Source organism: Actinomycetota bacterium (assembly GCA_040755895.1).
Taxonomy (GTDB): domain Bacteria; phylum Actinomycetota; class Aquicultoria; order Subteraquimicrobiales; family Subteraquimicrobiaceae; genus Subteraquimicrobium.
On sequence record JBFMAG010000064.1, the window covers coordinates 1 to 12,584 of the forward strand.

General features: G+C 46.4%; 12 protein-coding genes, 1 tRNA gene and 1 pseudogene. 13 read left to right on the plus strand and 1 reads right to left on the minus strand.

Features of this window, described 5'->3' with window-relative positions; genetic code table 11:
- Positions 1–62 precede the first annotated feature (62 nt).
- The 13 genes from fdhF to AB1466_03070 all read left to right on the plus strand — a co-directional run bounded on the left by fdhF (position 63) and on the right by AB1466_03070 (position 12,103).
- Positions 63–2,225, plus strand: coding sequence for a formate dehydrogenase subunit alpha (gene fdhF / locus AB1466_03010; protein ID MEW6189072.1), 2,163 nt, complete (start codon positions 63–65; stop codon positions 2,223–2,225).
- Between the two features lie 69 nt (positions 2,226–2,294).
- Complete coding sequence (locus AB1466_03015; protein ID MEW6189073.1) at positions 2,295–3,407, plus strand: GAF domain-containing protein; 1,113 nt, start codon at positions 2,295–2,297, stop codon at positions 3,405–3,407.
- Positions 3,404–3,913 carry a GGDEF domain-containing protein gene (locus tag AB1466_03020; protein MEW6189074.1) on the plus strand — a complete coding sequence of 170 codons (510 nt, stop codon included), beginning with the start codon at positions 3,404–3,406 and terminating at the stop codon, positions 3,911–3,913. The genes AB1466_03015 and AB1466_03020 overlap by 4 nt, the downstream gene beginning before the upstream one ends.
- Before the next feature lie 72 nt (positions 3,914–3,985).
- Entirely contained in the window at positions 3,986–5,065 is a 1,080-nt protein-coding gene (locus tag AB1466_03025) for an N-acetylmuramoyl-L-alanine amidase (GenBank protein MEW6189075.1), read from the plus strand.
- Between the two features lie 139 nt (positions 5,066–5,204).
- Positions 5,205–6,245 (plus strand): NlpC/P60 family protein, encoded by a 1,041-nt coding sequence (locus AB1466_03030; protein MEW6189076.1) that lies wholly within the window; start codon positions 5,205–5,207, stop codon positions 6,243–6,245.
- Between the two features lie 10 nt (positions 6,246–6,255).
- On the plus strand, positions 6,256–6,666 hold the full coding sequence (locus AB1466_03035) for a secondary thiamine-phosphate synthase enzyme YjbQ (GenBank protein ID MEW6189077.1): 411 nt from the start codon (positions 6,256–6,258) through the stop codon (positions 6,664–6,666).
- Complete coding sequence (locus AB1466_03040; GenBank protein ID MEW6189078.1) at positions 6,656–7,717, plus strand: histone deacetylase; 1,062 nt, start codon at positions 6,656–6,658, stop codon at positions 7,715–7,717. Before AB1466_03035 ends, AB1466_03040 begins: the two co-directional genes overlap by 11 nt.
- A gap of 115 nt (positions 7,718–7,832) precedes the next feature.
- Positions 7,833–7,907: transfer RNA gene (locus AB1466_03045), tRNA-Pro, on the plus strand.
- 35 nt (positions 7,908–7,942) lie between these two features.
- The gene (locus tag AB1466_03050; protein MEW6189079.1) at positions 7,943–8,095 is read left to right on the plus strand and encodes an SRPBCC family protein; all 153 of its coding nucleotides are present in this window, start codon (positions 7,943–7,945) and stop codon (positions 8,093–8,095) included.
- 50 nt (positions 8,096–8,145) lie between these two features.
- Positions 8,146–8,823: a DUF2085 domain-containing protein gene (locus AB1466_03055; GenBank protein MEW6189080.1), complete on the plus strand. Its 678-nt coding sequence runs from the start codon at positions 8,146–8,148 to the stop codon at positions 8,821–8,823.
- Between the two features lie 277 nt (positions 8,824–9,100).
- The gene (locus AB1466_03060; protein ID MEW6189081.1) at positions 9,101–10,000 is read left to right on the plus strand and encodes a diguanylate cyclase; all 900 of its coding nucleotides are present in this window, start codon (positions 9,101–9,103) and stop codon (positions 9,998–10,000) included.
- 3 nt (positions 10,001–10,003) lie between these two features.
- On the plus strand, positions 10,004–10,978 hold the full coding sequence (locus tag AB1466_03065) for an ROK family protein (GenBank protein MEW6189082.1): 975 nt from the start codon (positions 10,004–10,006) through the stop codon (positions 10,976–10,978).
- Between the two features lie 24 nt (positions 10,979–11,002).
- Positions 11,003–12,103 (plus strand): DUF362 domain-containing protein, encoded by a 1,101-nt coding sequence (locus AB1466_03070; GenBank protein MEW6189083.1) that lies wholly within the window; start codon positions 11,003–11,005, stop codon positions 12,101–12,103.
- A 120-nt stretch (positions 12,104–12,223) separates the two neighbouring features.
- On the opposite strand, the pseudogene AB1466_03075 reads toward AB1466_03070, so the two are convergent.
- Positions 12,224–12,433, minus strand: a pseudogene (locus AB1466_03075) (integrase core domain-containing protein).
- Positions 12,434–12,584 lie beyond the last annotated feature (151 nt).

Genomic DNA, 12,584 nt, shown 5'->3' on the forward strand with positions numbered 1-12,584 from the left:
GAATATGCGAAGAGGTCCAGGGGATCAAGGTTTATGATTTTATCAATCGCGGATTTGAAACCGTGGTCACTACTCCCTTTGATCGTTCACTGACGGAAACGGATTGTGAATTTTGTGGGCAGTGTGTTTCAACCTGTCCCACGGGAGCGCTCATCGACAGACAGAGAAAATTCAAGGGACGGATCTGGGAGACAGCAAAGGTTAGGAGCATTTGTCCCTATTGTGGCTGTGGTTGTCAGATAATTATCCATGTCAAAAACGGTGAAGTCATAGGGATTTCAGCCGATGTTGAGTGTGGTGTAAACGAAGGCAATCTATGTGCCAAAGGTCGTTTCGGTTACAATTTCATTAATCATCAGGACCGCCTTAAAACTCCATTGATTCGAAAGGATGGACGCTTTATCGAGGCTTCCTGGGAAGAGGCTCTGAAGGTTGTGGCCACCAATCTCTCCAAAATTAAGACCAAATATGGAGCTGATTCGATCGCTGGATTATCCTCCGCCAAGTGCACCAATGAGGAGAATTACCTCTTTCAGAAGTTCATGCGCGTCGTCATTGGAACGAACAACGTTGATCATTGCGCTCGCCTTTGACATGCCCCCACCGTGGCCGGTCTGGCCGCTGCATTTGGAAGTGGAGCGATGACAAATTCCATCGCAGATATCGCTCAAGCCGATGTTATCCTGGTCATCGGATCAAATACCACCGAGGCCCATCCCATCATCGCTCTTCAAATAAAGAAAGCGGTCCGGGAAAAGGGCGCCAAACTCATTGTAATAGATCCGCGTAAGATCAAATTGGTGGACTATGCCCATCTTTGGCTACGCCCAAAACCAGGTACGAACGTCGCGGTCATAAACGGGTTAATGAATGTGATTCTCGAGAAAGGTCTCGCCGATGAGGAATTCATAGCCAATCGTACGGAGGGAATTGGGGAGTTAAAGGCGATTTTACCAAAGTATACTCCGGAAAAGGGGGAAAGGATTTCGGGAGTCCCTGCCACCGACCTACGCCAAGCAGCTCGCATCTTTGCCCAAGCTGAAAGGGCTACCATCATCTATTCCATGGGTATCACCCAGCATACCACCGGGACCGATAACGTCCTTTCCATCGCCAATCTGGCCATGCTCACCGGCAATATTGGAAAACCCGGAACGGGGGTCAATCCACTGCGCGGTCAAAATAACGTTCAAGGTGCCTGCGATATGGGTGCTTTACCCACTACCCTTACCGGTTATCAAAGGATCGCCGACGATGAGGTGCGAGCGAAATTCGAGAAGGCCTGGAGTTGTAGGTTGCCTAAAGAAGCTGGTCTTAGTGTTGTGGAGATGTTTGAAGCGGCTCTCCAGAGAAGAATAAAGGCCATGTATATCATGGGGGAAAACCCCATGCTTTCCGATCCGGACATTACCCACGTTGAAGAGGCTTTAAGGACCTTGGATTTTCTCGTCGTCCAAGATATCTTCCTTACCGAGACCGCAGAGTTTGCGGATGTCGTTCTCCCCAGCGCCACCTTCGCTGAAAAGGACGGTACTTTCACAAATACTGAAAGAAAGGTGCAAAGGGTAAGGAAGGCAATAAATTCCCCGGGTAATGCCAAGGCTGATTGGGAGATCATCTGTGATTTGGCTAAAACCATGGGTTATGAGATGGGTTATTCCTTTCCAGGCGAGATAACGGATGAAATTGCTTCTCTAACTCCCACTTATGGGGGAATTCTTTTCGATAGGGTTAATTCCTCCGGTGGGATTCAGTGGCCTTGCCCCTCACTGGATCACCCGGGAACGACCATTTTGCATCGGGATAAATTTGCACGAGGTTTGGGAAAGTTCCATCCGGTGGAATATAAACCTCCGTCGGAGGAACCAAGCGAAGAATATCCTTTGATCCTGACCACTGGAAGGTTATTATTCCAATACCATACCGGGACCATGACTCGACGCTCCAAGGGTTTAGAGGAAATCTGCCCCGCTGGACCAGCGGAAATCAATCCGGAGGATGCAGCCGCTTACCGGATCAAAGAGGGAGAAGAGGTGATTTTAACTTCGCGACGAGGGAAGATTAAGGTTAGGGTCAATATCACTGAGCGCTCACCTCAAGGCACGATCTTTTTACCCTTCCATTTCTCCGAATATCCCGTCAATGTCATCACCAATCCCGCTCTCGATCCTCTCGCCAAAATTCCCGAATTTAAGGTTTGTGCGGTGAGAATCGAAAAACTCTAATTCTTCAAAGGACTCATAAAAAATCAAAACGGTCGATAATATTGGTGAGTATGGAAAATGGTGTGAACCATGAGTCCTTTCAGGGAAAAGACCACACTAATTGAGAGAATAAAGTGGTTGATTGTAATAAGATGGGTAGCCGTAGCGGGAATGCTTTTGGCTACCCACTTCATTAGAATGATTGGCAATCTATCCTTCCCCATGATCCCATTTTATGTCATTGCCGGTATCATCGCCCTCTATAATATATTTTTTATAGTTTGCAGAAAGCTCATGAAATCAAGGGATTATGTGCAGGCGGATTTGGAGAAGTTTGCCAGTGTACAGATTGTCTTCGATTTGGTGGCCCTAACATTCTTAATACATTTCTCTGGTGGTGTGGAAAGTCCCTTCATATTCTACTTCGTATTGCATATGATCACCGCTGGAACGATGCTATCCACCATTACCAGCTATCTCATTGCGACTCTTGCCATTCTGCTCGTTAGTACCGTTGCTGCTTTGGAATATCTCAAGTTCATTCCCCATATCCCCATGGTTCTATTCGCTAAGCCCGATCTTTATACACAGAAACTGTTCACCGTTGGCACCGTGACCATTTTAGCGAGCACCCTTTATTTCATGGTGTATTCAACCAACTACCTAATCAATATAATCGAGAAAAAGCAGGAAGGAATAGAAGAACTCTCTACTCTTTTGGAGATAGGAAAATCGATAAATTCCACCCTAAAACTGGATGATATATTGGATTTGATTTTGCATAGTGCCATTAGAATTACCGGTACCTCAGCGGGCAGCATAGCCCTCTTCGATGAGAAGAATCTCGAATTTTCAATTAGAGCGGCGGTTGGGTTCAGTGAGGAGTTTATGCATACCCTCAAATGGAAGGTAAGACCGGGGGGTATGACCGATCTGATACTGAAGAGGAGAAATCCTTTGGTTTTGGAAGACGCGCTGAAGGAGCCCACATTCAATAATCCCATAGCTCTCGAGGAAGGGATCAGATCCCTTATCGCCGCACCACTCTTCCTTGAAGAAAAAATAATAGGCATTCTTTACGTTGACGATTTTAAACCTCGGACCTTTTCTGAAAGTGAAGTGCGCTTGGTTTCCTTCCTTGCGATGCAAGCGGCCATCGCCATCAATAATGCACAGCTTCATGAACAAACTCGCTGGCAGTGACCGATGGTTTAACCGAGGTCTTCAACCACAGATACTTTTACGAGCATTTGGAGAAAGAGATGGAGAGAGCCGAACGTTATAATCGCCCCCTCTCCCTGATAATGATGGACATCGACTATTTCAAGGACTACAACGATGTCTGTGGTCATAAACGAGGAGACGATGTCCTCAAGCAAATGGCCAAAATGCTCATCGAGACCACGCGAAAATTCGACGTAGTTGCGCGATATGGTGGTGACGAGTTCACCATCATCTTACCCGAAACGGACAAGACCGAAGCCTTGAACATCGCGGAAAGAATAAGAAGAGACGTAGAGCAGTATGCTTTTTCTTTTGATGATTCTCCTGAGAAGAGGTATCTCACTATGAGTTTGGGCATCGCTACTTATCCCTACGATGCTGGGAACGTAGATGAGCTTGTCGATGGAGCAGATAGAGCATTATATAAAGCGAAAAAGCGTGGGCGCAATAGAGTATGCCTTTTTCTTAACTCGCCGATGGTTTAACTCCTCCCCCATTCAAATCATAATTCCCTCTTTATTCCACTTTTGGGCTATAATCTTATAAAGGTGAGTCCAATGCAGTTAATCAAGAGAGGTAGCAGAGGAAGTGAGGTTGTTGATATCCAAACAAGATTGATCAAGCTTGGTTATGATCTGGGTCCAACGGGTGTGGATGGCATATTTGGAAAGTACACTGAGAGAGCGGTGAAGGAGTTCCAGCAGGATAGAGGATTACTTACCGACGGTATTGTGGGCGAAGATACCTGGCGTGAGCTCGTGGAAGCAACCTATAGATTGGGGGATCGCCTTCTGTATCTCCGATCCCCCTTCCTTCGGGGCGATGATGTCAAGCAGCTCCAACGTTGGCTCAATACTTTGGGATTTAACGCTGGTCCTGTGGATGGTATCTTTGGTCCTCTTACGGAGAAAGCCGTGAGAGAATTCCAGGAAAATGTGGGACTTGTGAGCGATGGGATAGTGGGTCCCTCTACCCTGGGAGCCTTTCAAAATTTCAAAAGGATTCTTAAATCCAATGAACATGCAGATTTTCCCGTAAGAGAGGAAGAACCCCCGACTAGTCGGGGTATAATTTCCATATTCAAGGGAAGAAGAATTGCGGTCGATTTTGGTCACGGGTATCCCCCCGATCCCGGCGCCGTGGGTCCCACGGGACTAAAAGAGAGTGAAGTCTGCGAGGATTTGGGGTTGAGATTCGGGAATCTCCTTGATCTTTTGGGAGCCAAGGTTATTTACACCCGGAAGAAGGGAGAATTTGTTGGACTATCTCAAAGGGCTAATTTGGCCAATGATTTCAAAGCTGAGCTATTCATAAGTTTTCATGTGAATGGTTCAACGGATCCCAAGGCTGAGGGTTCGAGCACCTATTATTTTGCCAGTGGGAATCATTTTTCAAAGAGGGGTAAAAAACTCGCCCAAGTTATTCAGGAGGAGTTAGTTTCTTCCCTGGAGAGAAAGGACGGGAGGATTCATGGCAAGAATTTTTTGGTTTTGAGGGAGACCAGAATGCCCGCGGTTCTGGTTGAACCCGTGTATATAACCAATCCAGAGGAAGAAAAGATACTTAGGGAAGAGGTCTTTCGCCAAAAAATCGCTGTTGCCGTCTTCGATGGTTTAAAGAGATATTTTGAGGCTTAGATGGAGTTTGCGGATGGAAACGTAATATGATATACTTCTTGACGATTTTGGGCAAATAAAATTCTAGGAGTTGATGAAAATTTTATGTGGTAGGTGCTTATATTTAAAGGTTATTGCACTTATTTTAAGTTTATTCTTGGTGCCAAACCTTATTACCCCCCGACTAGCCGGGGCTACACCTCAAATATCCCAAAAGAGAGATCAGCTTCAAAGGGTAAAAGCCCAAATCGATGATATAAACCGAAAGTTGGATGAAGTAGTTGAGGAATACAATCAGACCAATTTGGCTCTCAATAGAACGAGACGGGAAATACGTCACAATATTTTAAGGCTTCAGGAGCTTGAGAGAGATTTAGCTCAAAATAGAGAAATCTTGAATGATCGGGTTGTGGGAATATATAAGCATGGTAAGTTGAAATTCGTCGAGGTCATCTTCAATGCCAAGAGCTTCGACGAATTTCTCTTTCATTTCGACCTTTTGATACGAATCGGCAGTAAAGATGCCCAAATCGTCAAAAGAATAATTGCCGATAAATCTGAGATTGAGAGGAGAAAAGAGGAGCTTCAAAGGCAGGAGAGGAAACAGCGGCTACAAGAGGAAGGTTTAAAAATCAGGAAATTTGGAATAGAAGCGGAGCTTTCTAGGAAGAGAGCATTCCTTTCCTCCCTTCAGGAAGAAATCACCGCTCTTCAGCGCGAGGAGGAAGCCCGGCAGGCGAGATTACTTGAAGAAATCCGCCGTGAGCAAGAAAGGCGTCGGCGAATGCTCCAAGAGCAATCTGAGGAGCGGGAGAAATCAAGAGTTGCTGTTTCTAGAGGTACTATCGGCGCAGCACGTGGAGATGTGGTTAGCATTGCTATGAGGTACTTGGGAAGACCATATGCTTGGGGTGCTGCAGGACCAAGTGCTTTTGACTGCTCTGGATTTGCCATGTATTGCTACGGGCAAGTGGGAGTCTCACTCCCACATTCAAGTGCAGCCCAATATAGTTCTGGAAAACGCGTGAGTCGAAACGAATTGCAACCCGGGGATTTGGTTTTCTTTGGGCGAAGGCACATTTCCCACGTGGGGATATATATCGGTGGAGGAAAATTCATTCATGCCTCATCTTCTGGAGATGTGGTTAAGATTTCGAGCCTTGATAGCCACGGAGGATATGTGGGTGCCTGCCGACCCTAATTAATTTGAGATGAGAATATATACAGCCGATTTGTCCCTAAAAAGTGGCGCAAAAATAGACCTCATTGACATAACCGGTGAACTTTTCAATCACCTCTCGAAAAGCAAAGTCACGGATGGTATCATGATTGCCTATTCTCCTCACACCACCGCAGCATTGATCATAAATGAGAATGAACCCCGTCTTGCAGGTGACATTAAAATGGCAGTGAAGGACATCATCTCCTGGGAGAAGGATTATGCCCACAACCTCATCGACAGTAATGCTCCCTCCCACATAGTGGCAGCTTTCCTGGGAAATACCTTAAACCTCCCCATTTCCAGGGGAAAGATAGAGCTTGGAACGTGGCAAAGCGTTTTCCTTTTGGAATTGGATGGTCCCCGCTCAAGACAGGTTAAGGTGAAGATAATTGGAGAATAACGAAAATTTCTCCGTTGGATTGGTCTACCACCCTCTTTATCTCGAACATGACCCCGGTCCCAATCATCCAGAAAGTCCAAGCCGTCTTCTTTCCATCCATGAGTTATTGGAAGAGAAAAAAATCCTGTCGCGGTTAACCCTAATATCACCGAGAATGGCTTCCCTTGAAGAACTCACCACCGTCCACGATCCTTCGTATGTTAAAAGAATCGAAAATTTTTCCAAACGAGGTGGGGGATACTTAACTCTGGATACTGCACTTTCTTCCAAATCCTATGAATCAGCTCGTCTGGCAGCGGGGGGCATCCTCCCCGCCATAGATGAAATCTTTAGCTCAGAGATTCGAATGGTTTTTTGTCTTGTAAGGCCCCCCGGTCATCATGCCCTGGCTAATCAAGGGATGGGTTTTTGCCTCTTTAACAACCTCGCCGTGGGAGCCAAATACGCTTTGGAGAAATGCAAAATTTCTCGAATCTTAATCATCGATTGGGATGTTCATCACGGCAACGGAATTCAGGAAATTTTTTATTCAGACCCCAGAGTCCTCTATATATCTCTTCATCAATATCCCCTTTATCCGGGCACGGGATCTCTTGACGAGGTTGGATCGGGCAAGGGAGAAGGGTTTACGATAAATTTACCCTTACCTTACCATACGGGAGAGCAGGCTTACATGCGGGCTTTTGAGGAGATAATATCACCCGTGGCAACCCAATTTGAACCTCAGCTTTTGATGATAGCCGCGGGTTATGATGGTCACTTTGCGGATCCCTTGGCTTCTCTCAATCTCACGGTGGGCAGTTTTGCCAAGATGACGGCCAAGGTTAAAAAATTGGCGAAGATTTTTTGCCAAGGTCGCCTCATTTTGTCTTTGGAGGGAGGTTACAATCTCAAAGCCCTTTCCCATTCGGTACTGGCTACCATAAATGAATTGGCCGAGCTGGGATATGAAGTGTTGGATCCTTATGGCACTCCAAGTACCACTCCCGGAGGGGCGGAAGATGTATTTGACGAGGCAAGAAGAATTCACGAGAAATATTGGAAACTTTAATACAGGATGCATGATTCAATGCGATTTCAAAATTTGTGGGAGTTAAGCGTGTATTTTCCAATGTGTAAATGTGTATAATAGGTTTTGAGGATAAGAAATATGCGATTTTATTTGTCGGGACGTGGCGCAGTTTGGTTAGCGCGCTGTCTTCGGGAGGCAGAGGTCGCCGGTTCAAATCCGGCCGTCCCGACAATTGCATTTAGTCGATTGGAAAGGACATTTGAGGTGAAAGCGCCTCTGGAAAAGGTTTGGGCCACCATGACTGATGTGGAGAGCTTTCCAGAGTGGGCGAAGGGTGTGGAGAAAGAGGAGATAACCTCCAAGCGGCGTTCCCTTAATTTTCGTCTTTGGGAAAATATTTTTATTAAAAAAGATTGAACTGGCGGAGTATTGATGACTAAAAGCGTTATTCGTGGGAAGGATAACACGTGAGTTTTGATGATATTGCGAGGGTTATTGGTTTTGCCGTTTGCCATCAAATGCCCGAGAGGACAATTTTTGTTCAAGGCAAACCACTTCCAGTTTGTGCCAGAGATACTGGCTTTTATTTAGGGTTTTTGATTTCCTTCATCTATCTTCAACTCACCCATCGAAAACGGGAAAATCGTCTATCTCCCCTCCTTTTGGTTTGCATCTTTTCCTCCCTCTTTCTCTTGATACTAGATGCCATAACTTCTTATTTGGGCTTAAGGAATAGTACGAACCAGATCAGGCTTTTCACGGGTCTTCTATTTGGATTTTCTCTTCCCCTGTTCATAGTCCCCGTTTTAAATCGCCAACTCTGGCGATCTTCTGCAAATTCACCATTGCTCGAAAGTACACTCAAAAGACTGGGTCTATTAGTGTTCTTCGTTTTAAGTTATATTCTCTTACAAGGAGAAATGATTTTATCCTTTGAAATTCTCTCAAGTGTCATAGTTGGGGCAATTTTCATAACCCTAATAGCCATAAACACGATGTTGATTACCTTGTTACCCAGGTGGCATAGGCGGGCAATCCATTTACGCCAATTAATTGTTCCAATGGTCCTGGCTTGCACATTAAGCGTTATTGAGCTTTACCTTTCCTTCCTGGCTCATGGTCTGCTTTTAAGATATTTTGTGTAAGGGTGTATGGGTGGGTCATAAATCACCGAATGTTTTTCTGAAGGGGGTGGGCTGAAGAGGCGACTTGAGAGCGAGTGGAGTAGGCGCGCGCAAGCGGAAGCCTCCAGTCCACTCCTCCTTAGGTAATATACATAGCAGCAAATTCTGAAATTATGACCCATGTACATAGAGTCATGAGTCATGGTTAAAGAGTAAAGGGCAAAAAGGTAGATGGCAATTTGGAAAATTAGCAGGAGATTCCAAGGCTTACTTGAATTAACTTAGCGGAGGGAGGATCATGTCGAAAGAGAAATATATAAAATTATTTGCAACCATTGCTTCCTTCATCCTCATCACCTTTCTCATCATTTTCACCCGAAGGATAATTCTTCTTTGGCAATTTTATTATATTCCCCTTCTTTTAGCCGCCCTTGCCTTCGATTCCTTGGGAGGAGTACTCGTTGCCATATTTTCCGGTCTCTTCTGTATTCTCTATGCATATTTCTCATTACCTTTGAGAGCGGTGAGAGAAATCACTTTTATGATAGTCCCGGGTTCGGCTCTCATGTTACTCGTGGGCATAATCGTCGGGCGCCTGCAGAGAAGCCGAGAGGAACAGCAGCAAAAGATGGATCGTCTAACCATGGAGGATAGATTAACTGGCGTTTATAATTACAGCTACCTCATGGATCGAATAGAGGAGGAACGGAATAGAGCTGATCGATTCGGGAGCAAATTATCCTTGATCATCATCGACATCGACCTTTTCAAAAAATTCAACGACAGATTCGGACATGCCAAGGGGAATCTCCTCCTAAAGAAGTTGGCAAAGATCATAGAGGAGCAGGTAAGAACGATAGATATTGTGGCTAGATATGGGGGAGAAGAGTTCGCCATTCTGCTCCCGAACACGGGAAAGGCAGCGTCACAGGTGATAGCGGAGCGAATTAGGACGGCTGTGGAGTCCGCCACTTTTGAGGGTGGTGGGGAAGAACCTCAGGTGAGAATGACCATAAGCGCTGGGGTGGCAACTTATCCCGATCATGCTTGCGATCAGTTGGAGCTCATCGACAAGGCGGATCGAGCTCTATTGTTTGCCAAAGATGGCGGACGAAATTGTATTCGCCTTTATTCCCCGGAAATGGATGCCCTGTCTACCGACAGGCCCGCCTACCGGACGGACAGGCAGGCAAAGTGAGATATGGTTACCTCCAGAATTAGCCCTCTAGTCATCGGGGTAGATCTTGGGGCTACCAAGACGGCAGCAGCACTGGTCGATGAGCAAGCGAATATTTTAAATTTAAAGAGGAGATCAACCCCGACTGAAAGTCCCAAAATCCTCGTCCGGAATACCATAGAGCTGATCGAGGAGATTTTCGATGTTTCGAAAGCTTGCATGGAAAATATCCTTGGCATAGGTCTGGGAGTCGCCGGGTTAATGGATTTTCAGAGGGGGGTCGTAATCTTTTCCCCCAATCTGCCCTTGAGGAATTTGCCTTTGAGAGAAATCGTTCACGATCATTTCAATCTCCCCACCTTTTTGGACAACGACGCAAATGTCGCCGCCATGGGCGAGAAATTTTTCGGAGCGGGGCGGGGGGTGTCAAATCTCGTTTGCCTCACCATTGGAACGGGAATTGGCGGTGGCATCATAATCGATGACCGAATTTACCGTGGGGCTGGCGGAAGCGCCGCTGAGATCGGTCATATGGTGATTGACCCAAAAGGTCCACCTTGCGGGTGTGGGAATCGTGGCTGTTTGGAGGCTTTTGCCTCTGGCACGGCCATAGCCAGGAGGGCTAGGGAAGCCGTGGACGAGGAATCCATGATCTTCAAATTGATTCGAGGCAAGATCGATGACATCTCGGCGGAGATCGTTGCCCGCGCTGCAATGAGGGGAGACCCCTTGGCGAAGGGGATTTTAAGGGATGCGGGGGAGGCACTGGGTGTGGGACTGTCAAACGTCATAAATATCTTCAACCCGGAGATGATCATCATCGGCGGAGGCATGGCCGAGATCGAGAATTTATTGACGACGGCAAGGGCGGAAATATCCAGGCGAGCGCTGGCTCCCAATCTTAAAACGGTTAAAATTGTAGGGGCGAAGCTAGGGACGAACGCCGGGGTTTTAGGAGCTGCTGCTCTGGTCCTATACGAACTCGGTAAGTTGACTTAAAGTTCTATTTTGGAGGAAGAAGCTATGCCATCCGATGTTTTCTTTACCGACATGCGAGCCCACCGAGGGAGGAGCTTGCTTCAAAAGATGGAGGAGCTTTTTGAGAAGGCAGCCTTCCCAAATTTGATAAAAGAAGGCGACTTCGTGGCCATAAAAATTCACTGTGGTGAGCGAGGTAATACCGCATATGTGCGCCCAATCTTCATCCGTAGAGTGGTGGAGAAGATAAAGGCTTATGGAGGAAATCCCTTCCTCACGGATACCAATACACTCTACGTGAGTTCCAGAGCGAATGCGGTAGATCACCTGATAACCGCGATCGAAAATGGATTTGATTATCCCGTAGTGGGTGCTCCATTCATCATCGCCGATGGACTCAATGGGAAGGATTACGTTTCCGTAAGCATAGATGGGAGATGTTTTAAAGAGGTTAAGATAGGCAGTGCCATTTACCATGCGGATGTCTTGATAGCCATATCCCATTTCAAAGGACATGAGACCACCGGCTTTGGCGGGGCGTTGAAGAATGTAGGGATGGGTTGCGGTTGTCGGAGCGCCAAACAGATGATGCATTCCGATGTTCTCCCCGTCGTTGATTTGGAGAAGTGTACCGGTTGCGGGAAATGTTTGAAGTGGTGTCCCGCCCAAGCCATAACTCTATCCGGTGGAAAGAAAGCTCGGATAAACCATAAAAAATGTCTTGGTTGTGGGGAATGTGTGGTCACCTGCCCATCCTTTGCCATAGGTATAAGCTGGGAAGCTGAGCCCCATTCAGTTCAGAGGAAGATGGTGGAGTACGTCTATGGGGTACTCAAGAGCAAGGAGAATAAGGTGGGGTTCATGAATTTCCTCATCAATGTAACTCCCAGTTGCGACTGCTGGGGGTGGAGTGATGCCCCCATTGTGCCCGATATTGGTATTTTAGCCTCTCATGACCCCGTGGCTCTCGATCAAGCCAGCGTTGATCTCATTAATCGAACGCGGGGAATAGAGAACACGGGACTTTCTGATCCTCAAAGTGGGGATAAATTCGGATCAATCACGGGTGTGGATTGGAGCGTCCAGTTGAAATATGGAGAAGAATTGGGCTTGGGAAGCAGGGAATATAACCTAATCAAAATTTAACCCGTATTATTAACAAGATGGGTTAACATGGACTATTAACAAGTCAAGTTGACACTTTCTGACACTTTCGGTTTTCATTGTTCTTTGACAAATGAATCTTTGGACTTTCAAGAGCCGGCATCTTTTGCCATTTAGGAACTTCTCAGCTGGGGTCTTCCCATTGAGCTTCCATCCCTGATGAGTGCGCTTGAAGTTGTAATGGTATAAGAACTCGTCGAGATCCTTCTGCAGCTCTTCTAAAGAGGTGTAAACCTTCCTGCGAAAGGCCAGGTGGTAGAAGTCATTGAGCAATGTCTTGTGGAAGCTCTCAGCGTATCCATTTGTCCAGGGATGCTTAAGCCTGGTCAAGCTCAAGTCTTATGCTCCATCTCTTCAGGCATTTCTCGAAGAGATGCTCTCTCTTACCTTTGGGAGTCAATGCGGTGTATTCCTTTCCGTTATCGGTGAGCACTCTATGAAGCGGTATATTTAGACCTCGATA

Bases quoted from the DNA above. Each gene is read 5' to 3' on its own strand.
- AB1466_03015 (MEW6189073.1), top strand. From the start codon at position 2,295: ATGAGTCCTTTCAGGGAAAAGACCACACTAATTGAGAGAATAAAGTGG.
- AB1466_03025 (MEW6189075.1), top strand. From the start codon at position 3,986: ATGCAGTTAATCAAGAGAGGTAGCAGAGGAAGTGAGGTTGTTGATATC.
- AB1466_03035 (MEW6189077.1), top strand. From the start codon at position 6,256: ATGAGAATATATACAGCCGATTTGTCCCTAAAAAGTGGCGCAAAAATA.
- AB1466_03060 (MEW6189081.1), top strand. From the start codon at position 9,101: ATGTCGAAAGAGAAATATATAAAATTATTTGCAACCATTGCTTCCTTC.
- AB1466_03065 (MEW6189082.1), top strand. From the start codon at position 10,004: ATGGTTACCTCCAGAATTAGCCCTCTAGTCATCGGGGTAGATCTTGGG.
- AB1466_03070 (MEW6189083.1), top strand. From the start codon at position 11,003: ATGCCATCCGATGTTTTCTTTACCGACATGCGAGCCCACCGAGGGAGG.